The following is a 22,897-nucleotide window of genomic DNA, read 5'->3' as shown; positions in this document are numbered from 1 at the left end:
CTCATAGGCTTGCTGTTACATAGAATATTATGCAGTATAGTCAGGAATCACGCTCTCTGTTGGGCATTTCTTCGGCCTACCCAATAAATACCCTTGCGCAACAGGTACTTGCAGCTTCTGTGCTGCTTCAAGATCCCATTCATGTTCGATCCCTTCTAGAATAAGTCCCATTTTCCCCTTGGAATATTGGACAAAAAGGGAGATCATTTCCTGTTTCTCCTTGTTCTTTGCCAGATCTATTGAAAAATAGCGATCTAATTTAATATAATCCGGGGCTAGCTCAATGATCTTTTGTAATTCCGCCGCGCCTTTTCCAATATCATCTAAGGCTATATAAAAGCCCTTTTCTTTTAGGAGCTGCACTTTTTCCTTTAGTTCTTTGATTTCCCAACTATCCTCTTCGGATTGTGTCTCATTTAATTCAAACACTACTTTTCCAGCCGCTTGCGGATAGATCAGGAGAAATTGATCGATAAATTTCTCGAATTGCGGATGGAGCAAGGTGGACGGATAGATATTGATAAACAACCGCTCCTTATCCAGTTGGTACAGCGGAAAGCTATCTGCCGCACCCGTAATCGACCGGGTATCGAGATCGTAAAGTACCCCTGCTTCTCTTGCCCATTCAAAGCATGCCTCAATGCCCTCATCCGCAAAGCCCTCTGGAAACCTCAGCAACGCTTCATATCCAAAGAGAGTCTTATCCTTACTATTCCACATAGGCTGGTATACATGTTCCATTTTCACCAGTTGTAGCTTTTTCACATCGTACCTGCTCATCCTACCTCGCTCCTTTCCCGCTAAATCCATCCATACTTAGGGTTAACTGTAATATGTATTCCGGTATGTGTCTATTCATGAATCGACACGAGAGGTACGGTTTTATCCCCTATTTGAATAAAGAGGGACAGGAAGCGACATAATTAGGACATTTCACGACATTTTTTCACAAAAATTTGAACTTAGGGAATTCTCTATACCCTTCTGAGAGGACTACCAAATATTGAATTTTTTGTATATCTCCACCTTACCCCTGCATCCGTTCACGAACTTCATTGATCCTTAGTTTTGACAGGCTCGCTTGTTTATCGTAGTTCTCAAAGAGGACCACATAGGTTTCATTCTGCGGCATAATCTGCGTGATTTTACTAAGGTTAATGATATTGGACCGGTGGGCCTGATAAAAGGTATCATCGAGCCGGTTGATAATCTTGTTCATCGGTTCGCTTGTTTCATATATTTCGTTAGTTGTATAGACCAGGCACTTCTTGCCTGCTTTTTCAATAAAGTAGATGTCTGACAGGGGGATGTACTGCGTAGAGTTTTGTTCCTTTAAATGAAGCATATGTATGCAATGGTCCTCCGCTGCCAGTTGGCCTTTTTCAAACTGGAGAATCGTTTTTGCTTTTTCCAATGCCCACTGCAAGCGTTCTTTTTCAATGGGCTTCACTAAATAATCGACCGCTGAGATTTCAAAGGCTTCAATGGCAAATTGATCAAAGCCCGTTAGAAAAATCAACTTAAGGGCTGGATGAAAGAAGAGACATTCCTTTACAGCCTGCATTCCGTTCTTCTTCGGCATGTTAATGTCAGTTAGGACAAGGTCAGGCTTCAATCGCATGACCAGATCGACTAAGTCGTCTCCATTGGTGCAGGTGCCGATTAGCTGGAAATCCGGCATTTCGTTTATGAAATACTTGATTATTTCCATTGAATCTTCATGGTCCTCTGCCAGTACCCATCGAATCGGCTGCATTTGTCTCTCCCCTTCTGTTATGGTTGATTAGGAAGTGTGATCCAAAATCGGCTCCCTTTTCCCGGTTCACTCTCTACGCCCACTTCGCCTTTTAGTTCCGTTACAAACTTTCTCACAATCGATAAGCCAATTCCGGCTCCTTCTATATTATGGTCCTTGTGATAAATCCGATGGAACGGCTCGAAGATTTTTTCCTGCTCTTCTGTCGGAATCCCCAACCCCGTATCGCTCACTGTGATTCTGATGTTGGTATTCTCCTGCTGGCAAGTGACAATCACCAGCCCATCGTCAGGTGTGTATTTGATTGCATTCGATAAAAGGTTTAATAGTATTTGGGTTACCCGCTTTTCGTCGGTGTAGACCGTGCCGATCGGGTCGCTATCTATCCGACTTGTCATTGTAATGTTCTTTTTATCCGCGAGTGCACGAATCATTTTTACACATTTGGAAATCGTGGATGGAATGTCCACTTGATAAATGTGTAATGGCTGTTTGCCAGAATTGAGGCGGGAAATTTCAATAATGTCATTTATTAATATCGACAAATGTCGGCTAGAATTTAGTAGTTTTTGAACTTTTTCTCGTTGACCTGGCGTAAGCGGGTCGTTTGGGTCCGCTTCTAAAATTTGAGCAAAACCCATAATAGAGTTCAACGGTGTCCGTAATTCATGGCTAATGATCGACAAGAATTCAGTCTTCGCCTGATTGGCCTTTTCCGCTTCTTCCTTTTTCTCTGTCAGTTCTGTGATGAGACAGGTCCGTTCAAGGGTTGCCGCTAGGTGCTGGCAAATCCTATCGATAAGGTCGATTTCCATTTCTGTAAAAGATGATCGTTTCCTTGAGCCGAATGAGAGGGTCCCGATCAGTCTTCCATAATATAGTAATGGAAGACAAGCATATGCCTTGATCCCCAGGCCTTTAATCAGCTGCACTCTTGCGTCATCGGATGTATCCACATTTTCTATACTGATTCTCTTTTGGTCCTGCGCTACACAGCCGCACACGGCCTCCCCTAGTTCAAGCCATTCCAATTGTTTTGCCACGGATTCGTTAATCCCGCCATAGTTCGTGAGCTTAAGGTTTTTGTTATAAGAGTCATAGACGTAATTGAAATAGACATCTAAGTCCAGGTGCTCAGCCAGGTCATGAAACAAGGCGTCAAACAGCTCTTTTGGTTCATTTTTATATAATAAGTGGGTCGTCGCTTCGGTTAAAAGTTGCAGTTTTTCATTTTGCTCCTGCAGGGTGTCTACGTTCCTGTTTTTCGAGTCCGTGCTTGTGTTTGTATTTGATTCGTGAATGAGAATGGTGACCCCGTCGGACGATGGATAGACATGAATGGCTAGGTTTTTATCTTGCAGCTCCATTTGAAATGGGGTCGTTCGTTCTTGGTCTAGTAGAGCTTGCGCGAGTGTGCTGTGGACGAGCTGGTTCAGCGGTTGCCCGACTGGGTTGCTCTCATTTATTTTTAGTAATTTCACGGCTGGTTGATTGATATAAATAATTTGTCCGTTTACATCCAAGCTGATGATCCCATCTGTTATCCGTTCAAATGTGGACAGGGCTGGATGATTATAGTTAGTTGGTTGTGGCATATTATCACCTATATAGATGGATTTTCCTGCTTTTTTCCTAATTTAATGGTAAACCATCAGGACGTATATTTTAACATGTAAAAGTTAGTAAATTTTAAGGAAGATTGGTGAATCTTGTAGGACTATGTACCCTATTAGCTTTTGGTGGAAGCGCATCCAAGTTGACTTATATTAATGTAGAAACTCGGTAATGGAAGACAAAAAAAGATCCAGCTCCATATAGAGAAGCTGGACGCGCAATACAAATATTTTAAAAAGGGGGTCTAGAAAAGTATGAATATGCTTTTCCTTTGCATGTACTTACTATACCCCGGTTTTATGAACAAATTATGAATAAACCTTTAAAGATTCTAAAATGTTTTTGCAGCGCGAACGCTTTTTCTAAATTACGCTTGTTTTGGGAAAAAGGAGGTCCGGATGATGGTACCTCCCACTAGGGCACGCAGGGTTAGAGCCGTGTTGAGACGGTGTACTGCGTTCTTTTTTCCATGAAAGAATTTGACTATTGTTCTTTATTAGTTTGGACGGCCTTGATGAGGGCGTCGAGTTTGTCGTTGCGCTCTCGGTCTAGTTTTGTTTTTTCATTCATGAAGGTGACCATTCGAACGATGACGAAGATACTAAGGCCGAGAATGACCAGGTATATGAGTACCGGGATAAATGCAAATAAGCCAAATCCTACATCCATTGAGATTTCATCCTTTCTAGGTGTTTCTACCTATAGGATTCGACAAATTTAGTCGATTTCCTTTTTCATTCCTTTGAAAAACCAGACGCAGAATGTGCGCGTCATGAGGAAGGTGAGGAAAAGGGTGATCCATGTCCAGTACCAAGACCAGTGGATGTATTTGATTAACTCTGTATATTTTTCAAGAAAGATTTCCGGCACGGTCAGGATGGTGCAATAGGCACAGTAATAGAGAAACTGGACGAGTTTGCTGCGCTTGTGCGGGTAATACGCGTTGAAGATGGCGCAGACCGCGGGATAGACATAAAATTCGTAGGTGAAGCTGGACCGGTTGACGTCGGCGAGGAGCCGGACCGGGTAAGTTAGGAGCCCGTATTGGACGACGACTAGGCCAAAGATCCAGGTTATGGCCTGTTTGAATAGGAAGGCCGTTAGTGCTAGACGGCGTTTCTTTTTCGGAATGAAAAAGAGGAGCCCCGTGGTGAGGAGCCAGACGGCGAGTAAAATCCAGTATTCTAGTCTCATTTGGCGACCTCCCTCTCTTCTTTGATGTGCGCTTTGTCCTGAAAGAACCATTGATAGATGAGGTTCGTGACGGCAAAGATGCAGAAGAAATCAATCCAGGTGAAGTACCAGGCGTAATGGACGTACTCGATTAGGTTTGTATATTTTTCTAGTAGGTGGTCGATTAGGACCAGGCCGGTTATCCAGATGGAGAGGTAGACGGCGCGCTTGGATAGTGAGCGATTGTGTTTTGGCTCAAAGACGATATAGAACCCGGATAGCAACGGGTAAAAGAAATATTCGGTTGTGACCAGGACGTCGGTGGCTTTCGGAAATTCCCGGACTGGGAAGGCCAGCAGATGGAATTTGACGTGCATGAGTGAGCTAAGCCATACGAATGCCTGGCATAGGAGTAAGGCGAATAGGACTTTTCGGTAGTGATGTTTGGGGGTTAGGAAGATGTAGGCTAGGATTCCTATTACCCACATAAGAATCATGACTATGTAATCGATCGACATGTGAGATGACCTCTTTTATTTGACGGGTATGTGAAAGTATTGGACTAGAAACAAAATTATGATGGCCGAAATGCCATAGGTAAGCAGCGGCTTGGTGTGATGCAGGCGCAGCATGGTGTACATGCTCGTGTAAAAGATGGGCTCCATCCAGAAATGGTAGCCGTGCTGCAGTTGGATTCGACCCATTTGATAAAAAGGGTATTCGACGACGAGTGAGCCGAGGATCCACCAGAGTATGTACCGTACTTGTTTCCCGTTGGATGTTTTGAATGGGAAGTGAGTGAGATAGATTAAGGTCACCGCCGGGAGATTAATAAAGGTGTAGATGAGATCTATGATGGCATGGGATTTAGGCAAGATATCCGGGATCTGTTTCCACAGCAGATGGTCTCTGCAGAGGAAGTTGTAGAGCAGGTTACAGATAACTATGTATAAAAGGGTGAGATGATATTTTCGCCAGTGTCGCCAATCCCCCTTCCAGAATGCCGCTAGGAGAAGGATCGCGGTTAGGATTGTGTGCATGGTGTGGGTTACCTCCGCTGGATCTTAGGGTTTGCTTTAAATAAGGCTTATGACGTTCGATAGGTTTGGCTGGGTCGTCCGGGTTGCTGGTTTTTGCGATTCGCCGATAGAACTGGGCGGACTGCTTACAATGGGTGTTTTTAAGTTACCTTTTTTTAGATTCGCTCATATAAAGGGCGAATTCGCTGATAGGGTGCGGGAATTCGCTCATTAATTTTAGGATTCGCTCATAAAACGATTGATCGCCGAGCGAATTGTTGAGTTTCCGGTTGTGGCTGTGGATTCGCGAATAAAGTGTGTACATTCGCGAATAAGACATATAGATTCGCGAATAAAAGTTGGATATCCGCGAATAACTATCTACAATTCGCGAATAAAACTTCATTTAGGGTTCTATATTGGCTAGAAATTATTTAAAAAGGTCAATTTTAAACATCTTGATGTGCACTCTGTTGATGTTGAGGTTATTTCTCTGCGAACTTAATTTTATTTTTCCCATGGGAGTGTAATTTAACCAATTTTTCAATAGAAAAAGGCTGCGGAGGGTTTCCTCGCACAGCCTTATGTATCAAATATATATTTAGCAGACTACTAGTTGTTTCAGATCCGCTTTTAGTTCTTCCATTAGTTTTTCAAGGGTGATTTCGTTTTCGTTTAAGCCTTTGTCATATGCCTTCTTTACGATTGCTGTAAAATCGACGGTGTTCGCGCTTTGTACCGCTTTCCTATCCACGTTCTAATATTCCCTCCTTTCTACTAATTTTCAATTTTACTCGTATAACCATTAATTGTAAATATATTACCCTCTTAAACTTGTGAATAAACATGAAATTTGTCGGAATTTTGAACGGGTTATTTTTCAAGCGGAAGGAATTTCCAGTGTTTATATCCGATAAAAATGGTAGGCTTTTGCCATTTCTCGACATAAATATGATACTATTAAACTATTCGTGAATTTTTTTAAAGAAAGAGAGTGAAATACAGTTGAAGCGAGTCATATCCCTATTTATGGCGGTGTTATTGATCATTAGTACCGTGCCCATCAGCAATGTGTGGGCGGCGGCTGATGTAACGAAGCCTGTTTTTGAAAGTCTTAGTGTGGATAAAAAAGAAGCAGGTCCTGGTGATACGGTAAATGTAAGTGCTAAAGTCACTGATGATGTTGGAATTAAATCCGTCTCTCTTTACTATAAGGTGCCTGGCACTGATCGGACGATTAAGGTTCCTGGTAACTATAATCCTGAAACCAGTACCTTTGAAGGGTGGATTTCGATCCCTTCTGATTTTGCTGCAGGAGTTTATCAAGTATCCTACATTGATATTTGGGATACTTCCAATAACCAAACGGCTATTTTTCAATCCGACAAATTTGATAATGCCTCCTTTACGGTTTCTGGTACAAGTGGCGCAGATATAACCAAGCCTGTTTTTGAAAGTCTCAGTGTGGATAAAAAAGAAGCAGGCCCTGGTGATACGGTAAATGTAAGTGCTAAAGTCACTGATGATGTTGGAATTAAATCTGTCTCTCTTTATTACAAGGTGCCTGGTACTGATCGGACGATTAAGGTGCCTGGTAACTATAATCCTGAAACCAGTACCTTTGAAGGGTGGGTTTCGATTCCTTCTGATTTTGCTGCAGGTGTTTACCAAGTATCCTACATTGATATTTGGGATACATCCAATAACCAAACGGCCATTTTTCAATCTAGCAAATTTGATAATGCATCCTTTACGGTTTCCGGTACAAGTGGCGCGGATATAACGAAACCAATATTTGAAAGCCTGACAGTCGATAAGACAAATGCCACATTTGGTGATCAAGTAAATGTACGTGCTAAAGTCACAGATGATGTTGGAATTAAGTCCGTCTCTCTTTACTACAAGGTTCCTGGCACGAGTCGGACGTTTAAAGTTCCTGGTAACTACAATCCTGAAACAGGGAACTTTGAAGGGTGGATTTCGATTCCTTCTGATTTTGCTGCAGGAGTTTACCAAGTATCTTACATTGATATTTGGGATACATCCAATAATCAAACGGCTATTTTTCAATCTAGCAAATTTGATAATGGTGTTTTTAGCGTATTTACTGAATCGAATCCTCCTTCGTTCTCTTCCCTTTCTATAGATAAGAAAGTGGCAGAGGCAGGGGATACTGTCCATTTTACGGTAGATGCAGATGATGATACGAACCTGCAGGGGGCGAAGGTTAACCTTGTTTCACCTGTGAGTCAGTCCATTGTTTCAGTCCCATTAGCGTATGATGGCACGCGTTTTAGTGGTAATTTTTCGATAGATGGAAATACGGAAGTTGGAGACTGGAAGGTTTCTTCTGTTGAAGTGAAAGATACCAATTCGAATACGACAGTGGTAGACGCGGCTGTCACCGATTTAAGTGCTGGTAAGTTCACCGTTATTAAAGGTGTTGAGCCATTGAATAGTTATGTTGTTACATCGAACGAGACATGGTCGAACAAGACGGTGAATACAGATGTGTATATCGTTCCTGGTGCGCGGTTAACGATTAATGGGAATGTGACGATTACTGGTAATGTCTATATTCTTGGCGGCTTGCGTGTGTATGGCGGCCTTCGTTCAACTGGTAGCTTGATTGGTAGCAGCTTTACGTTTGGATATTACACTCCTGTTAATGGACAAGGGGTGATTTCCGGAACGAATTCCATTTCAAGTTTGGTCGCAACGAATCGCGTGATATCTACTGTACCTTTTGAAATGTATAATCAACCTCTTGTCAGCTCGGGCGGCCGAGTAAGCCTTTCGGGGGCAACGCTGCCGTTTGTGGCGATGGAGGTTAATGGCCAGAGTGTTCCGTTGAAGGCGAATGGAACGTTTCGTTTGAATGATTTTTACATTGGAGATAGCCCTTCTGTTTCGGTAAAATTAACCGATTTGGCTGGGTATAGCTACTATCATTCTTATGATGTGGCGGATCTTTATGTAGATGAGTTTACGAAGGATTCGACAGCCCTAACTGGTAAGACGCTTGCGAATGCGGTTGTGAAGGTTTTTGAAGATGGTGAGCTGCTCGCTAGCGGGAATACGGATGCGGATGGTTATTTTTCTATTCCTGTTAATGGTTTAGTAGAAAATACGACTTTGACGTTTGAGATTTGGAATGCAGCGAATGAGCGGACGACCTCCAAAGAGATTTTTGTAAAAGATTTGACTGCTCCTGGGAAGGCGGTCGTGAATGAGGTAACGGACAGTGATACAACGGTTACGGGTCATGCTGAGGCTAAGGCTGTGGTTGAGGTGCGTCGCGGTGATGCGGTGATTGGCACTGATACAGTTGCTGCAGATGGAACGTTCTCTGTGGTGATTCCGAAACAATTCGGCGGAGCTGAGTTGACTGTGAATGTTAAAGACGCAGCTGGCAATGTGAGTGAAGCGACAACAGTTGTGGTGAAGGATGTGAGTGCTCCAGAGAAACCAATTGTATCTGCTTTGACGGATGCGGATCGTTCTGTGAAGGGGCAAGCGGAACCGGAATCTACTGTTAAGGTGAGCGTGAATGGTTCGGTGATTGGTTCTGGTACTGCTGACGCGGATGGATCGTTCGATGTGGCGATTTCTAAGTTAGTGGCGGGCACGGAGGTTGTGGTGACGGCTACGGACAAGGTTGGAAATGTCAGTGAAGCGGCGTCTGTGGTCGTGAAGGATGGCACGGCACCTGTGAAGCCTCTTGTTGGCGATGCGGTAACGGATCAGGATACTGCAGTTGATGGGACGACTGAGGCCGGTGCGAAAGTAGAGGTTAAGGCTGGCGGAACGGTGATTGGTTATGGTGACGCGGATGACAAGGGATCTTTTTCTATAAAGATTCCTGTGCAAAAGGCTGGGACGTCGTTGACGGTTACTGCAACAGATGTGACTGGGAATGTGAGTGAGGCTGCGGTTGTTGTGGTGAAGGATGTGACGAAGCCTGGAAAGCCTGTGGTACATGAAGTGACGGACAAGGATACGGTTGTTTCCGGGTTGGCCGAAGTCGGGGCTACGGTTGCTGTGACTGTTGGTGGTTCGGAAATTGGCAGTGGTACGGTTGTTGAGGATGGTTCGTTTACTGTAGCTATTCCTGTGCAGATGGCCAGGGTGGAATTGAAGGTTACGGTAACGGACGCGGCTGGGAATGTGAGTGAAGCTACGGTTGTTGTGGTTAGAGATGTGACTGTTCCTGAGAAACCGATTGTGGACCAGGTGCTGGATAAGGATGAGGTAGTCACTGGTAAGTCTGAGCCTGGGGCGAAGATGGTCGTGTCGAAGAGCGATGGTACTGAGGTTGGTTCTGCGGTTGCTGGCAGCGAAGGTTATTTTTCCATTCAAATTCCTAAGCAAAAAGCGGGCACGGAATTGACGATTACTGCTACCGATAAGGGCGGTAATGTGAGTGAGTTCGTTGTGGTGACGGTCAAGGATGGCACGGCACCTGCTACGCCGGTTATTGATGGTGGGCAAATGACGGATCAAACGACGCTGGTGAAGGGTAAGACGGAAGCTGGGGCTATAGTAGAAGTATATGCTGATGATCACTTGATTGGCTCAGGGGTTGCCGGCAGTGACGGACGTTTTGCTGTGACGATTCCTAAACAAAAAGGCGGGGTTGATGTTTTTGTAACGGCAACGGATGCTGTTGGGAATGTCAGCAATAGTGCGGTAATGACGGTCATCGATGTGACGGCTCCTGTGAAGCCGGTTGTTAATGAAGTGAATGACCGCGCGGCTGTGATGACGGGTCAGGCGGAAGCTGGTTCGTTTGTTGAAGTGAGTTTGAATAATTTTAATGTGATTGGTAACGGGTTCGTTGGTGAGGATGGAAAGTTCTCGGTGAAGATTGCGACGCAGCCTGTGGGAACGGAAATTAATGTAACGGTTAGCGATGCTTATGGTAATATGAGCCCGATGGCGAAGGTCGTTGTGGTGAAGGCGAAGTCGGGCTGGGTGAAGGTTGGTACGGCTTGGTACTATTACGACACGGCGACTTTTGTGAAGAAGGTTGGCTGGTTTAAGGTCGGTTCGAGCTGGTATTATGCTGATGGCACGGGCGCGATGAAGACTGGTTGGGTGAAGGATGGCTCGAGCTGGTATTTCATGAATAGTAGCGGTGCGATGGTGACAGGCTGGTTGAAGGTTGGTACGACTTGGTACTTCTTTAATGGCAGCGGGGCGATGGCTACTGGTTGGATGAAGGCTGGTTCGGTGTGGTATTTCTTCACGGATAGTGGTGCGATGAAGACGGGCTGGATGAAGAGCGGTTCGACGTGGTATTACTTTGCGAGCAGCGGAGCGATGCAAGTCGGATGGTTGAAGGTCGGCACGGTGTGGTACTACTTCACTAGCGGCGGCGCCATGGTAACAGGCAATGTAACCATCGGTGGCAAACCTTATGTCTTTAATGAGAATGGGGTTTGGGTTAGGTAAGGATGGGGGGACAGTCCCCCGGCGCGGTTGTGCGTTACCTCAGTGGGGGACTGTCCCCCGAAAAGTGGAAATGAATAATGAGTTGAACCAGTCCCCAAAGTGCGGGGACTGGTTTTTTTTGTTTGGGTTGGGGTGGATTTTAGGGGAGTGGACGATATCGGGGGGAAAGTGGTTGATATGTGGCGAAAAGCGGTCGATAAATCTTAGGAAGTGGACGATATCCTAGTTCAAGTGGTCGATAACTTCCCAAAAGCGGACGATATGTGGGGTTTTCTATAATAGGTAATTGTAAGCACTGGGCCAGGATGCGGGGACGATGCGGGGACAGTCCCCCGGCGCGGTAATGCGTTACTTTAGCGGGGGACTGTCCCCCGAAAAAGACAAAAAAAATGTCCGGCAAAAGTTTTGCCGGACCACAACATAAATATATTTTTAAGGGGTCAGAAAAAGGTGCTTATGCCTTTCGCTGCATGTGTTTATAATAGCCTAGATTTATGAACAAAGTATGAATAAAGGTGAAATTATTTTAGAATTTTGGGCGTGAGTATGACAAACAGCCACAATTGGATATTTCCACACATTAAAACAAATGATACCTTTATTAGTCTCATTTTTTAATAAAGGTGAGTTGCCTGTGGTTATTATATTTCTATTGTTACTGATTATCTCAGGATTGGCATTACTTAGTTTGCGGTTTCTAAAGAAGCGGTTTGATCCGTTCGAGGTCTTTATTCTGTTTATGTTTTCTTCCTATTGGTGTCAAAACTTTTTCTATTTGCTCTCGTCCCCTTACCAGAGATTGCGGGTGGTCGAAGAGCATCTGCCTTTTTGGTCGACTAGACTACAATATGGGGTTATATTCCCCATCCTGATTTTGTGGGTCCTATACGTCTTGCGTGGGCCCTCTCACCTGTCTTTTAAGGTTCTTACTTGTTTCGCTTGGGTGGCAGGTGGTGTTTTTATCGAGAAAATCTTGCTGTTAGTTGGGGTCTTGGTTTCGAAAAGCGAGAGTTGGTATCCTTCGATCGATTTTGTTCTTGCGATGATTGTGCTGTTTTCTTGCGTTTACTTCATGGAAAAGCTACCGCCGATCCTGCGAAGGGAAATGGTGTTACGATATGATGGAGATATATGAAAGGGCTATTAAGCCCATTCTCCCGAAGCACTTTGATGAGAATGAGTGGTTCATTCTCGCCATATCATTAATCGTGGGAGTGGCGGTCTATTATATTACCTTCAAACGGCGGAAGCTGACGTGGTCCGAAATTATTTGTATTTCACTCTTAAATTTACAGATGACCACGATTGGGGATTATTTTCTGGCGATGCCGCCCTATGATTTTTACGATACGATTGATAACGGCAGTGGGGAACTCATGGATATCTTCCTTCAAAACTTGGTGTACCCTGGGACTTTGCTCTTTTTTATGCATGTTTATAAGAGTAAAAGGCCGCAGAAATGGGTTTTTATCCTTCTTTGTACAGCCATTTTAGGGATGTTGGAATGGATTTCCCTTCAATTTCACTTGTTTTCCTATAAAACCTGGAAAATTTCCTATTCGGTGCTGTTTTATTGCTTTGTCATGATTGTGAATGTGGTTTTTTATGAGAAGTTGAGAAAGTACCTAGTTCAAAGACGTAGGGACAGTCCCCCGGTGCGCTAAAGCGCCGGGGGACTGTCCCCAAAATCAATGTAAATTATAGAGTCCTTGCCCCGAGAATTCCATGACACGAATTATGCTTACAAGATGGTTATTGATAAAAATCTCTACAGTTTTAGATGTTTTGTCAGGAATCATTCTATTTATACTCCATATTTTACCTAATCCCTGTATACAGTTCATATTTTCCAGTCCTTGGTTTTCTTACCTCTCTAAGAAAAATTCGAGCAGACCCCATTCCGGTACCCGGATGATATCCAATTTCCTCTAATACATCACATGGTGTGGGCAATTGACCAATCAGCATTAGCGTAATAAAACCCTCTGTTCTAAATGCATCTGCCTCAGTAAGCATAGAATTTTCTCCCTCGTATCATATAATAAATTCACTTATTATATGTATTCACCCCTGGCACGGTGCTAAGTTTACAAATTTGGGGACAGTCCCCCGGTGCGCTAAAGCGCCGGGGGACTGTCCCCTTTAGTTTTTGTGAAATGTTACTTTGTTTTTGCCTGTTCGCTTGGAGACGTAGAGGGCTTCGTCGGCGCAGCGGATGATTTCGATTGGGGCGGTTGTTTCGTCTTCCCAGACCGCAGCTCCGATTGAGCAGCCTACGTGAAGTTGTTCATTGACCAAATCAAATGGTTGGTTTAGGCTCTCGATTACTTTTTCTGCTACATAGGTAGCTGCCTGATTTGGCGCTTCTGCTGGGGTGAACAGTACCAGCATAAATTCGTCTCCACCGATGCGAAAGACGCCCTCTTCACTGCGGACACATCCTTGAAGTCTCTTTGCTGCTTCTTGCAATAGCAGGTCTCCGACTTGGTGACCATATGTATCATTTACTTTTTTAAAGCCGTCTAAATCTAGGTATAAGAAGGTCAGCCTCTCCTCTAGAGAATTGGCCCTCTCCAAGGCTGTCTTTATATATGAATCGAAGGCTATTCGATTCATGAGCCCGGTCAATTTATCGTGGTGCGCCAAGGTCTCCATTTTTCCAAGGTCTGACACGGTCCGCACCAGTGAATCCAAGAGCTCTCGTAACGATAAGGAAAGAATCTCGATTTCCTTGATACCTCGGTATGAAGGAATTTCTACTTTTTCCCCCGCACGCAAACGATTGGCGGCATTTGTGATTCGCTGCAGCGGCTTGGTGATATATCTGGCAATGAACCAGCCTAGAATCGCAAACACGAGGGCCAATAAGGCGCCCGTTTTTAGGATTGTTTTCTTCAGGTCACTTACTGTAGCAAAGGCTGTATCCTCTGGAATGCGAACGAGTACGGACCAGCCTAACCCCGGGTAGTCTTGATAGCCGTCACCTAAGGCGTAACCCGTTAAATATTTTTTTCCATCGGGCCACGTTTCGATTTGATAGCTGTTTTGGCCTTTTTGCGCCTGCTTGATACTATCTAGCGGGAGGCGTTTGCCGATCATTGGCTTTGGCCCTAACAAGACGACTTGATCATTTTTGCTGATGACGAAGACTTCTGCAGCATTCATCTTGTCCTTGAGTGGTTTCAATATTTCCTGCTGGACTTGCCGTGACCAATCCCAGCTTAAGTGGGCAGCGAGAACGCCCACTTGTTTTCCATCCTCCCCTACCACGGGGCGGCTAATGTCTACGAATTGAAGGGGCTCGCCACTAGGGTTCGGAAGGAGCTTGGCTAAGAGCACCGCTTCATGGACGTCACCGACAAATCGGCCTTTGCTTCCTTCTAGGAAAACAGGCCGTTTGGAAATGTCCACGTTTTCTAAAATCCCTTTGGTAGATGCCACGACTTTCCCTTTGTCATCCGTTAGTCCTACCCATGAAAAGACAGGAAAGCTGATCTGGAGCTGGTCCAATAATTGGTGGACCTTTTCTTTGTCTGTTGGTTCTTGGATGTCCTTTAGTTGACTGACGATGTCAATTTCACCTGCTCGTGACCACATAAAGAAGTCTAGCTTATCCGCCATTTGGTACGCAGTGGTCGACAGGGTGTTTCCGATTTCTTTTTCTATTTTATCGCTGGCTTGGTGGCCGATTGTGTAGCTTAAGATGGCCGCCAGCGCGATGATTCCGATGGCAAACATGAGCGCCATATAGGTGCGAAGTTTTATATTCAAGTTCATGTGCTCCTCAATTATAAATGGGAGTTTGTTCGTTCCCTGAACCTATCATAACAAAATTCGACATTTTGATATAGAGAAAATTAGTAATGTGGGGGGTCAGTCCCCCAGAGCTCAAAATGGGGTCAGTCCCCCGGGGTGGTAATGCGGTAAAGGGTTGTGGTGCAAAACGGGGTCAGTCCCCCCGATTGGTAATGCGGTGAAGTACCGGGGGACTGTCCCCTGTTGTTTTAACGCGGCAAAGTGCCGGGGGACTGTCCCCAAATTAATGAGGGGTGATCTTCCATTTATGTTTGCGGTAGACTTTATTTTCCAAGGTGTGACCCAAAAGACCCAAGAATAAGCCGAGGATGATGCCGTTGAAGACGGGGTAGTCCCAGATTTTTGCGGCGGAAAAGTGCGTGAAGATGTGCGCGTCGTGCCAGAAGAGGCCGAAGTCCATTCCCACTACCATTCCTAGGAAGAAGCCGGAAAAATAGGTGCGTCTCTCTCCTTCTCCCCCGGCCAACCGGTTGTTGTTGGCTACCGCAGAGTTAAAGGCCTGCCACAAGGCAAAGCAGTAGATTGACGGATAAAATAATCCCCACTGGTAATTGATGATGTCATGTGCTCCCTGCGCGTCACTGTGAAAGGTGTTTAAGAGTGCGATGTTCAAGTGCGAGTTCACATTCACCAGGATCTCCCACACCATTAGCACGAAGCCGATTACATAATCTTTATTGTATAATTGCCCGAAGCCTGGTAAAACCAATGACCACAACATGGCCGCATATGGTGAACGGTATTGACGACTTTGCCTCATGGTGGTTCCTCCTGAATGAAATATACTAATATAATTTCACCGAAAATGTAAAAAATCCTCCTTATTTTACAATTTTTAGGAAAATAGTCATGAGGAATTTTTCACAAGTGCCCACCTTCCTATGAAGACTGTACATTTTGTGAACATTTTTCTCGTTCGTTTTTCATAAAAAAAATCTTTTGCCAAGCGATTCATAACTCTTCTCAATATAGTTAATAATATCCAAGAGGTGATGATTTTGGATAAGAATCAAATTAGGTTGACTTCTTCCGAAATTGGGTCGTTGTGGGGCGAGTATATAAACGGAACGATGACTGATATGATGAATCGATATATGGTAACGATTGTGGAGGATACTTCTATTAAGGCGATTCTTGAGGATGCGATTCAGACCTTTGCGAAGCAGAAGCAGCAAATTGTTACGTTTTTGGAGAATGAAGGATTTCCCATCCCTGTTGGATTTACGGAAGGCGCGGATATCAATCAAGGGGCAGGGCGGCTTTTTACTGATTTATTTTGCTTAAATTACCTACATGTTATGACGTTGCATGGGTTGCTCGGGCACACGACCGCGTTAGGTGTGAGTGTTCGCAAGGATTTACGGGAGTTTTTCGATGCTTGTGATAGCGATGCGAAGAGGATGTACCATCAAACGATTGAGCTTTTGCTTGAAAAAGGCAGTTTTCAGCGGGATCCGCTGTTTTATCCTCAGTCGAAGGTTGAATTTATTTCGAGTAAAGATTTCACGGATGGATTTTTCGGTAAGGGGCGTAGGTTAGCTGCTACGGAAGTCATTAGTATTTCTTTTAACTTGAAAAAGGGAATTATGGCTAAAACGCTGGCGATTGCCTTCGGTCAGGTGGCTCAATCGAAATTAGTACGGGAGTTTTTTACAGATACGGAGGAAACTTCTGATGATCAGATCAAATCCTTCTCGAAGATTATGCAATCTGATAATTTGCCGGCGCCAAAGTCGTGGGAGACGGAAGTGACGACGTCCACTCATTCCCCTTTTTCCGATCGATTGATGATGTATCATATGGGGTTCCTCTTCCAGGCAGCCCAAGCGTATCACGGGACGGGCTTGGCTGGAGCGATGCGTGTCGATCTGGTGGCTGCGTATGAAGGCGCCATTTTGAAAAATTTACTGGTCACGAAGAAATGGTTCAACATTATGGTGAAGTACAATTGGTTAGAACAGCCTCCACTTGCTCCGAACCGGGAGGAAATGGCGAAGGAAAGATGATTTTTCTTAATTTGTATCTTGCGAAGGAAGTCGGCTCAACACGTTTGGGGAGCAGGCTTTTTTGTGTTTCCCTCCTCTTGTTTGCTAAAATCTATCATTTTTCAACTAATTCCTATCAATATTTGTAAATTTGTATCCGAAAGACTAGCAAACTATGGTAAAATAAATGGAAAAATGAAACATTATGAGGTGATTTATTTAGATGAAGAAAACCATCGTACGTACTCTATCAACAGCCGCACTTTTTTCGACATTGTTTGCTGGTACTGCCCTTGCCGATACATACAAAGTTCAATCAGGTGATAGCCTCTCAAAAATCGCCTCCAAATATCATACAACAGTTACGGATTTAAAGACTTTGAACGGTTTGAAGTCTGATATGATTTACGTGAATCAAGTGCTTCAGGTGAATAATGTGCCGGTCACTGTTGCGGCCCCAAAGACGACTCTGTACACGGTTGTGCCGGGTGATGCGCTGATTAAGATCGCTAACCGCTACAATGTGACGGTGGGTGAGCTGAAGCAATGGAATAATTTAACTAGCACGATTATTTATGTGGGACAAGTGTTGAAGGTGTCTGCGCCGCAGTCGGGTAGCGGCACGGGGACTGTGTCTGTTCCGGCTCCGGCTCCTTCTACGTCTCCAACGCCAGCGCCGGCTCCGGTTTCGCAGGGTGCGACGAGCGAATATACGGTGAAGAGCGGCGACAGTCTGAGCAAGATTGGTGTCCAGTTCGGGATGACGGTTCAGCAGTTAAAGACATTGAATAACTTGAAATCCGATATGATTTATGTGGGACAGAAGCTAAAGGTGAACGGGGCGGTTGCGGCTCCAAATCCATCGCCTGTGGTGACGCAGCCATCTGCTACTACGAGTGAGTATGTGGTCAAAAGCGGCGATACGCTTGGTAAAATTTCGATTCAATTTGGGATGTCCGTTGAGGATTTGAAGTCTCTGAACGGTTTGAAGTCTGACATGATTTATGTGGGGCAAACCTTGAAGGTGAAAGGCGGCCAGGTGACGAGTGCGCCGGCGTCATCTACGGCGGATTTTGCCACGAAGATGGTCAATACGGCAAAAAGCTTAATCGGCATTCCGTACGTTTGGGGCGGCAGCAGCCTTTCCGGGTTCGACTGCAGCGGGTTCATTTATTATGTGGCGAATCAAGCTGGCAAGCAGATCGGCCGATTCTCGGCGGAAGGCTATCATGCGCGTGCCTATTATGTCGACCAGCCTAAGGCGGGCGACCTCGTATTCTTCGAGGGTACGTATAAAAAGGGAATCTCCCACGTGGGCATCTACCTCGGCGGTGACCAGTTCATCCACGCCGATGAAGCGCACGGAATCATGATTTCTACGTTGAAGAGTGCCTATTATACTGCACATTTTGAAGGGTTTAAGCGTTTCTATTAATATGGTAATTAAGGCTGGCTCGGGGTTCCTGGGCTGGTCTTTTTTTGTTGGTGTGGTGGTGGATGGATGGTGGCCGCTAGGTGTCGCGGGCAGTTGCCGCTGATTGCGGGACGCTATCCGCCAGTTGGGGCGGCGATCTGATCGTTAGCCGGCTATGCGACTGTAATTTGCTCTTATCCGACAGTAAACTAAGCTGATACGACAGTTAAAACTCTATGCGACAGTAAACTAAGCTCATCCGACAGTTAGTGCAATCTATGCGACAGTTACTCACACTCATCCGACAGTTAACGAAGCCCATCCGACAGTAACTCCTCCCCCCTTACCCGTGCAGCCCCCCACCAGTGAGAAAAATTTTAAAAAAATCTCATTTTGCTTGTTTAAGAGGCTGATAGTTTGGCGAGAATGAGGATAACAAAGAGATTCGAGGGGGACGAAACGATGAATGAGAACAAATTGTTATTGTCGGAGTTTGCTAGTGAGGATGGGTTCGAGTTAAGTAGCTATATTAATCAGCTGTTTGAGTACTTCTCTAGTCTATCAAAAAATCAAAATACAAATACCGAGCCAACCCCTTAAGGTTTTTGTGGGTTGGCTTTTTTTGTGCGCTTCATTTCGCTGTGTAAAAAAATTGTGCAAAGTTGGCTTTTTTATGTTTGAACCTCCCAATAATGCGCTATATAAAAATTAATAAATACATATTGCATGGATTGGGTCTTTTTTCATAGGAAATAGCTGATTTTGCAAGATTGTAGGGAAATTCTTGCGGAATTTGGCTAAAAGTATTGGGAGGAAATCTGGGGGCCTAGCCCAAATATTTAGGTAAGACAAAGTAATCAAGGGGAGGGTGGTTCATTTGCTTAAAATGAAGAGGTTCATGGTTGTGTTGCTTGGGGCGGTGCTCCTTTATTTGGTTCCTGGTGTGGTGGCTGCGGAGGGGAATGGGACTCCGGCGGCGGGATGGGTGCTGCAGGATGGAAAGTGGCATTTTTATGATAAGGCTGGTGTGCTGAAGACGGGGTGGCTGCTTGATCAAGGGGCTTGGTATTATTTGGCGCCTAGGAACGGGGATATGCAGACTGGCTGGGTGAGAGATGCGGGCAAGTGGTACTACCTTGATGGACACGGGGCGATGAAGACCGGTTGGGTGAAGGATGCGGGCTCTTGGTATTATTTAAATAAGAACGGAGCAATGGTAACGGGGTGGCTCGATCTTGGTGACCGGAAGTATTATTTGGATCCGCGCGGTTCGATGGCGACAGGCTGGCGTTTGGTTGGGACAAGCTGGTACTATTTTGATGCATCCGGGGCAAGGGCGACGGGCTGGCGATATGTCTCTGGGGCTTGGTATTATTTGAGTCCTCGGGATGGAGCGATGGTTAAGGAGAATTTTGTAAGCGGTTATTATTTGATGAGTGATGGGCGGATGACGAATGCCGGGAGTTCGGCGGTGGTGTCTGTGGTAGATGACTTGAAGAGTTGGGTGGATGTCGGTGTGACGCAGGAGGGACTGAAGTCGAAGCTGGGGTCAGACTATCATGATCTAACGGGAATTGAGGGCGAGAATTACTGGTTATATACGATTAAGGTGACGGATACGAAGACGTTCAAGGTAGTTAAGTTGGATGAAGATGATGTAGGTGCCAATGAGTTGGCTACGGGCAAGCAGGATATCAATTTGCTGGTGTTCTGGGATGGCGCGAAGAAGGCGTTCCAGGTGGCGATGGACTATTTTGATGGAGCGCATAAATTTCACACGTATCGGTCGTTGAAATATGATTATGTGTATAACTGAGTTTGTTGGGTGGGGACAGTCCCCCGGTGCGCTAAAGCGCCGGGGGACTGTCCCCACTTTTTTATAGTAGACTCCCCAGACGGATCCCTAGAAACGCGAGTAGGATCCCGCAGCTGTAGCTGATGGCCAGGTACAAGATGGCAGTTTTTAGGTTTCTTTTTTCATGGAGCTGGATATTCTCTAATTTAAAAGTGGAGAACGTGGTAAATGCCCCCATGAAGCCGGTGCCGAGCAGCAATCGGAAGGTGCTGTTCGTATTCGCCCCCATAATGAGTCCCAGTAAAAACGAACCAAGCAGATTCACGAACAAGGTAAAGAATGGGAAGGCGGAAGGGTATTTTTTTTTAAAGAATAAGCTCACGCTGTAGCGGGCAATCGCGCCGAAGAAGCCGCCCAATGCGATCCATAGGATATTGGTGATCATGACCGTTCACCTCGATTTATAGCAACTTCTTGTTTTTCCGCACCACGACTCCCTAAGCGGTAGCCGAGCCACGAGAACAACAGCCCGCCCCATAGGCTTAGAAGCACGTAGAGAATGGCCGTGCCCCACTTTCCTGCTTCAATTAAGTGGACAGTTTCCACGCTGAAGGTCGAGAAGGTCGTGAATGAACCGATCAGCCCTGTCCCCATGGCCGTGATGACATAGGGGTGCAGCGTTTTGAACCGCGGCAGGAAGTGCGTGAACCATCCTAAGATAAAGCACCCCGCCATGTTGGTGACAAAGGTGGCCAGCGGAAAGTCGCCCATCCACCACTGACTAAAGTACACGCCCAATAAGTAACGAAGGACGGCGCCGATGATTCCGGCCACCCCCACTAATAAAAAGTTCACTGTGACTCACCTCTCCCCTATTTTTTCCAAAAATAAATAGACTCCTACCAGGAAGTTGTCTGTCTGGTAGGAGTCATTAGCTCGTCGGCGTTTATGGCGAACTCCATCGCCTTTGCAATTTTTATATACCTATAGTACCAAACAGGGGTTTTCTTTTTCAAGAATCATCATGAAGTCCATTAGATTCTAACTAACCCCAAGGTGTGGTGCTGCTTTAGGATTTGTTCGACCATTTCCACTTGGTCCGCTTCACAATTCACAATTAACAGCACGTCCGCGATATTTTTTCTCAGCGTCTTTCTCCGGACCGACTTTTTCCATATGTAGTCAAGGATGAGGCCTGCTCCAGAGCCGGCAATTAATCCGATCAGGCCCCAAAGGATAGGGCCCAAATAAAGCACAAATCCATAGATGGTCCCGAGCAACATCATGGACATTCCAATTCCTGCTACTAAAAATAGGTTGAGTCCATCCGAGTTGTACGGGTCAAGGTACTTTTTTTCGACAACATTCTTATTGACTGGGGCCGCCAGGATTCGTTCTTTTTCGATATGATGTCTTTCTAGTTCACTGATGGCGAGTTCTAGTTTTAAGGAGTGTTCGAAGATCGAGATAACAGGCATTAGATTGTCTCCAATTGCTTGATAAAATTTTGTTTGTTTTTTTGACCAAAGTATTTCTTTTTCAAGTATTGGGCTTGTTCCCTCTTAAATAGCTCATTGATTTCGACTGCGTGGTAGTAGCTGTCACAGGCAGCAAAACAAAATACAGATGGTAAATATATGGTCCATTGAATATTCATCACGGCGGAAGCTTGAGCAAAATCTCCATAAACACAATGGTAGATTCCTTCCAGTATTTTCGATTGATAAATCGTGATGATATACCACACAATCAGATACACGCCCGAAATGACATTTCTGACGATTAAATGCCCTAGTCCAGGCGTAACGATCGACCAGAATACAGGAAGCCAGACATTTATTCTTTGTAGATAATTGATTTCCAACATGCTGATATTAAAGGCTTGGATCCGTGGTTCCTCTCTCGCTGCCAGCATCGAAAACTGGTTGATATCCGTTGTTAACCGGTACGCATCCCAGGCGTTAAAAATATAAACACCGATATAGATGAAAAACCATCTGGTATCTAGGCAGGCTTTAGCTAATTCGAATTTTCCTGTACACGAATAATAGATCGACAAGTTCAGATGGGCTTGGGTGTTCACGAGAAACTCGAAGACAAAGAGCAAAAAGCCCTTGAACTTCTTCCCAATCATGACATGGCCTGCACCAGGCATTGCCATCGCCCACCACAAAGGCATGAACGGGTTGCATACCCGCACATAGTTTGTATTAAAGGAAGTTAAGTTCACTTTCGGGCGCCTTGGATGCCACTTTTGTACGTAGAGGGCCATGTTTTTTCACCATTTTCTATGATTTTTTGCTAGCAGCCTGATTAATCGCAAGTTTACGAGCAAAATCCAATAAAGGATCGGGTAGCAAATGAAGGAATAACTGAGCTTCCACTCGTTGTGATAGAAAGTTTCAGTAAGTAAGGCGAGGTATTCATATGCTGTGGTAAGGATGGTCCAACTGGCAAAGTAAATTACTTTTTTTGTGCGACTTTTTTTAAACGGATAGAAATTTAAGAAAAGGATGTTTGCTGCCGGATAGACGAAGATGAGAATCGGCAAGTATGCCCAGTCGGCTCCCTTTTTGAAAAAGCCGTAATAGTCCATCTTTACATCTAAAAACACATCTGCATTTGCTGCAAGGAGAGACGCAAAAAGTGAAGTTGTATACATCTCCAATGCTGATAGCCGCTTCGGGATAAAAATGATTCCAAGAATTGAACCGATGACGGTAATAACCAATAAAACCATTTTTAGCCTCCTCTGCTAGTGTACGCGTACTCTTATCTGAGCTTATTATGCTTAATTAGTGGAAAATTTATGAGTATGTGGGGGAGCTTGGGGAGCTTGGGGAGCTTGGGGAGCTTGGGGACAGTCCCCCG

At 45.0% G+C, this 22,897-nt stretch carries 22 protein-coding genes and 1 riboswitch; of the genes, 6 read left to right on the top strand and 16 right to left on the bottom strand.

Annotation, left to right across the window (positions count from 1 at the left end; translation table 11 throughout):
- Positions 1 to 27 precede the first annotated feature (27 nt).
- The 8 genes from QE429_RS03065 to QE429_RS03035 all read right to left on the bottom strand — a co-directional run bounded on the left by QE429_RS03065 (position 28) and on the right by QE429_RS03035 (position 6,316).
- Positions 28 to 780, bottom strand: a complete 753-nt coding sequence (locus tag QE429_RS03065; RefSeq protein ID WP_307283917.1) for an EAL domain-containing protein — start codon at positions 778 to 780, stop codon at positions 28 to 30.
- A gap of 247 nt (positions 781 to 1,027) precedes the next feature.
- Positions 1,028 to 1,756, bottom strand: coding sequence for a LytR/AlgR family response regulator transcription factor (locus tag QE429_RS03060; protein WP_307283915.1), 729 nt, complete (start codon positions 1,754 to 1,756; stop codon positions 1,028 to 1,030).
- Between the two features lie 17 nt (positions 1,757 to 1,773).
- A complete protein-coding gene (locus QE429_RS03055; protein WP_307283912.1) occupies positions 1,774 to 3,351 on the bottom strand; it encodes a sensor histidine kinase in 1,578 nt (525 codons plus the stop codon).
- Positions 3,352 to 3,853: 502 nt separating this feature from the next.
- Positions 3,854 to 4,039: a hypothetical protein gene (locus tag QE429_RS03050; protein ID WP_307283910.1), complete on the bottom strand. Its 186-nt coding sequence runs from the start codon at positions 4,037 to 4,039 to the stop codon at positions 3,854 to 3,856.
- Between the two features lie 48 nt (positions 4,040 to 4,087).
- Positions 4,088 to 4,564 (bottom strand): CBO0543 family protein, encoded by a 477-nt coding sequence (locus QE429_RS03045; RefSeq protein WP_307283908.1) that lies wholly within the window; start codon positions 4,562 to 4,564, stop codon positions 4,088 to 4,090.
- Complete coding sequence (locus QE429_RS03040; RefSeq protein WP_307283905.1) at positions 4,561 to 5,061, bottom strand: CBO0543 family protein; 501 nt, start codon at positions 5,059 to 5,061, stop codon at positions 4,561 to 4,563. The genes QE429_RS03045 and QE429_RS03040 overlap by 4 nt, the downstream gene beginning before the upstream one ends.
- A gap of 15 nt (positions 5,062 to 5,076) precedes the next feature.
- Positions 5,077 to 5,583, bottom strand: coding sequence for a CBO0543 family protein (locus tag QE429_RS24405; RefSeq protein WP_373463173.1), 507 nt, complete (start codon positions 5,581 to 5,583; stop codon positions 5,077 to 5,079).
- Between the two features lie 580 nt (positions 5,584 to 6,163).
- Positions 6,164 to 6,316 (bottom strand): YwzD family small protein, encoded by a 153-nt coding sequence (locus tag QE429_RS03035; protein WP_307283902.1) that lies wholly within the window; start codon positions 6,314 to 6,316, stop codon positions 6,164 to 6,166.
- A gap of 251 nt (positions 6,317 to 6,567) precedes the next feature.
- Here QE429_RS03035 and QE429_RS03030 point away from each other — a divergent pair, with 251 nt between their 5' ends.
- Complete coding sequence (locus tag QE429_RS03030; RefSeq protein WP_307283900.1) at positions 6,568 to 11,016, top strand: Ig-like domain-containing protein; 4,449 nt, start codon at positions 6,568 to 6,570, stop codon at positions 11,014 to 11,016.
- 1,118 nt (positions 11,017 to 12,134) lie between these two features.
- Positions 12,135 to 12,680 carry a hypothetical protein gene (locus QE429_RS03025; RefSeq protein ID WP_307283897.1) on the top strand — a complete coding sequence of 182 codons (546 nt, stop codon included), beginning with the start codon at positions 12,135 to 12,137 and terminating at the stop codon, positions 12,678 to 12,680.
- Positions 12,681 to 12,834: 154 nt separating this feature from the next.
- On the opposite strand, the gene QE429_RS03020 is transcribed toward QE429_RS03025, so the two are convergent.
- From QE429_RS03020 to QE429_RS03010, 3 genes are all read right to left on the bottom strand, one after another.
- Positions 12,835 to 13,032, bottom strand: coding sequence for a hypothetical protein (locus QE429_RS03020; protein ID WP_307283895.1), 198 nt, complete (start codon positions 13,030 to 13,032; stop codon positions 12,835 to 12,837).
- Between the two features lie 126 nt (positions 13,033 to 13,158).
- Positions 13,159 to 14,787, bottom strand: a complete 1,629-nt coding sequence (locus tag QE429_RS03015; protein ID WP_307283893.1) for a sensor domain-containing diguanylate cyclase — start codon at positions 14,785 to 14,787, stop codon at positions 13,159 to 13,161.
- Between the two features lie 268 nt (positions 14,788 to 15,055).
- The gene (locus tag QE429_RS03010) at positions 15,056 to 15,592 is read right to left on the bottom strand and encodes a DUF5683 domain-containing protein (RefSeq protein WP_307283890.1); all 537 of its coding nucleotides are present in this window, start codon (positions 15,590 to 15,592) and stop codon (positions 15,056 to 15,058) included.
- Positions 15,593 to 15,830: 238 nt separating this feature from the next.
- Between QE429_RS03010 and QE429_RS03005 the strand changes: the two genes are divergently transcribed.
- The 4 genes from QE429_RS03005 (at position 15,831) to QE429_RS02990 (ending at position 20,047) form a co-directional block, all read left to right on the top strand.
- The gene (locus QE429_RS03005) at positions 15,831 to 16,838 is read left to right on the top strand and encodes a DUF3231 family protein (RefSeq protein WP_307283888.1); all 1,008 of its coding nucleotides are present in this window, start codon (positions 15,831 to 15,833) and stop codon (positions 16,836 to 16,838) included.
- Positions 16,839 to 17,040: 202 nt separating this feature from the next.
- On the top strand, positions 17,041 to 18,252 hold the full coding sequence (locus QE429_RS03000) for a C40 family peptidase (RefSeq protein WP_307283885.1): 1,212 nt from the start codon (positions 17,041 to 17,043) through the stop codon (positions 18,250 to 18,252).
- A gap of 441 nt (positions 18,253 to 18,693) precedes the next feature.
- The gene (locus QE429_RS02995; protein WP_307283882.1) at positions 18,694 to 18,831 is read left to right on the top strand and encodes a hypothetical protein; all 138 of its coding nucleotides are present in this window, start codon (positions 18,694 to 18,696) and stop codon (positions 18,829 to 18,831) included.
- Between the two features lie 286 nt (positions 18,832 to 19,117).
- Positions 19,118 to 20,047, top strand: coding sequence for a cell wall-binding repeat-containing protein (locus QE429_RS02990; RefSeq protein ID WP_307290716.1), 930 nt, complete (start codon positions 19,118 to 19,120; stop codon positions 20,045 to 20,047).
- Between the two features lie 61 nt (positions 20,048 to 20,108).
- Here the strand turns inward: QE429_RS02990 and crcB (QE429_RS02985) are convergent, their stop codons facing one another.
- The 5 genes from crcB (QE429_RS02985) to QE429_RS02965 form a co-directional block, all read right to left on the bottom strand.
- Positions 20,109 to 20,471, bottom strand: coding sequence for a fluoride efflux transporter CrcB (gene crcB, locus QE429_RS02985; RefSeq protein WP_307283879.1), 363 nt, complete (start codon positions 20,469 to 20,471; stop codon positions 20,109 to 20,111).
- Positions 20,468 to 20,881: a fluoride efflux transporter CrcB gene (crcB, locus tag QE429_RS02980; protein ID WP_307283876.1), complete on the bottom strand. Its 414-nt coding sequence runs from the start codon at positions 20,879 to 20,881 to the stop codon at positions 20,468 to 20,470. Before crcB (QE429_RS02980) ends, crcB (QE429_RS02985) begins: the two co-directional genes overlap by 4 nt.
- Before the next feature lie 60 nt (positions 20,882 to 20,941).
- Positions 20,942 to 21,001, bottom strand: a riboswitch (Fluoride riboswitch).
- A gap of 59 nt (positions 21,002 to 21,060) precedes the next feature.
- Positions 21,061 to 21,504 (bottom strand): hypothetical protein, encoded by a 444-nt coding sequence (locus QE429_RS02975; protein ID WP_307283875.1) that lies wholly within the window; start codon positions 21,502 to 21,504, stop codon positions 21,061 to 21,063.
- The gene (locus QE429_RS02970; protein ID WP_307283872.1) at positions 21,504 to 22,298 is read right to left on the bottom strand and encodes a hypothetical protein; all 795 of its coding nucleotides are present in this window, start codon (positions 22,296 to 22,298) and stop codon (positions 21,504 to 21,506) included. The genes QE429_RS02975 and QE429_RS02970 overlap by 1 nt, the downstream gene beginning before the upstream one ends.
- Before the next feature lie 6 nt (positions 22,299 to 22,304).
- The gene (locus QE429_RS02965; RefSeq protein WP_307283870.1) at positions 22,305 to 22,766 is read right to left on the bottom strand and encodes a CBO0543 family protein; all 462 of its coding nucleotides are present in this window, start codon (positions 22,764 to 22,766) and stop codon (positions 22,305 to 22,307) included.
- Positions 22,767 to 22,897: the final 131 nt, after the last annotated feature.

It is taken from the genome of Bacillus sp. SORGH_AS_0510 (assembly GCF_030818775.1).
Lineage (GTDB): Bacteria > Bacillota > Bacilli > Bacillales > Cytobacillaceae > Neobacillus.
Note: the sequence above shows the minus strand (reverse complement) of the source record. Positions and strands in the feature narration are given on the sequence as shown.

What these genes read in the sequence shown, in the direction of transcription:
- QE429_RS24405 (WP_373463173.1), bottom strand. Translation starts at nt 5,583, where the DNA reads ATGCACACAATCCTAACCGCGATCCTTCTCCTAGCGGCATTCTGGAAG.
- QE429_RS03000 (WP_307283885.1), top strand. Translation starts at nt 17,041, where the DNA reads ATGAAGAAAACCATCGTACGTACTCTATCAACAGCCGCACTTTTTTCG.
- QE429_RS03045 (WP_307283908.1), bottom strand. Translation starts at nt 4,564, where the DNA reads ATGAGACTAGAATACTGGATTTTACTCGCCGTCTGGCTCCTCACCACG.
- QE429_RS02975 (WP_307283875.1), bottom strand. Translation starts at nt 21,504, where the DNA reads ATGCCTGTTATCTCGATCTTCGAACACTCCTTAAAACTAGAACTCGCC.
- QE429_RS03065 (WP_307283917.1), bottom strand. Translation starts at nt 780, where the DNA reads ATGAGCAGGTACGATGTGAAAAAGCTACAACTGGTGAAAATGGAACAT.
- QE429_RS02995 (WP_307283882.1), top strand. Translation starts at nt 18,694, where the DNA reads ATGAATGAGAACAAATTGTTATTGTCGGAGTTTGCTAGTGAGGATGGG.
- QE429_RS03025 (WP_307283897.1), top strand. Translation starts at nt 12,135, where the DNA reads ATGATGGAGATATATGAAAGGGCTATTAAGCCCATTCTCCCGAAGCAC.
- QE429_RS03020 (WP_307283895.1), bottom strand. Translation starts at nt 13,032, where the DNA reads ATGCTTACTGAGGCAGATGCATTTAGAACAGAGGGTTTTATTACGCTA.
- QE429_RS03010 (WP_307283890.1), bottom strand. Translation starts at nt 15,592, where the DNA reads ATGAGGCAAAGTCGTCAATACCGTTCACCATATGCGGCCATGTTGTGG.
- QE429_RS03055 (WP_307283912.1), bottom strand. Translation starts at nt 3,351, where the DNA reads ATGCCACAACCAACTAACTATAATCATCCAGCCCTGTCCACATTTGAA.
- crcB (WP_307283879.1), bottom strand. Translation starts at nt 20,471, where the DNA reads ATGATCACCAATATCCTATGGATCGCATTGGGCGGCTTCTTCGGCGCG.
- QE429_RS03050 (WP_307283910.1), bottom strand. Translation starts at nt 4,039, where the DNA reads ATGGATGTAGGATTTGGCTTATTTGCATTTATCCCGGTACTCATATAC.
- QE429_RS03060 (WP_307283915.1), bottom strand. Translation starts at nt 1,756, where the DNA reads ATGCAGCCGATTCGATGGGTACTGGCAGAGGACCATGAAGATTCAATG.
- QE429_RS03040 (WP_307283905.1), bottom strand. Translation starts at nt 5,061, where the DNA reads ATGTCGATCGATTACATAGTCATGATTCTTATGTGGGTAATAGGAATC.
- QE429_RS02970 (WP_307283872.1), bottom strand. Translation starts at nt 22,298, where the DNA reads ATGGCCCTCTACGTACAAAAGTGGCATCCAAGGCGCCCGAAAGTGAAC.
- QE429_RS02990 (WP_307290716.1), top strand. Translation starts at nt 19,118, where the DNA reads ATGAAGAGGTTCATGGTTGTGTTGCTTGGGGCGGTGCTCCTTTATTTG.
- QE429_RS02965 (WP_307283870.1), bottom strand. Translation starts at nt 22,766, where the DNA reads ATGGTTTTATTGGTTATTACCGTCATCGGTTCAATTCTTGGAATCATT.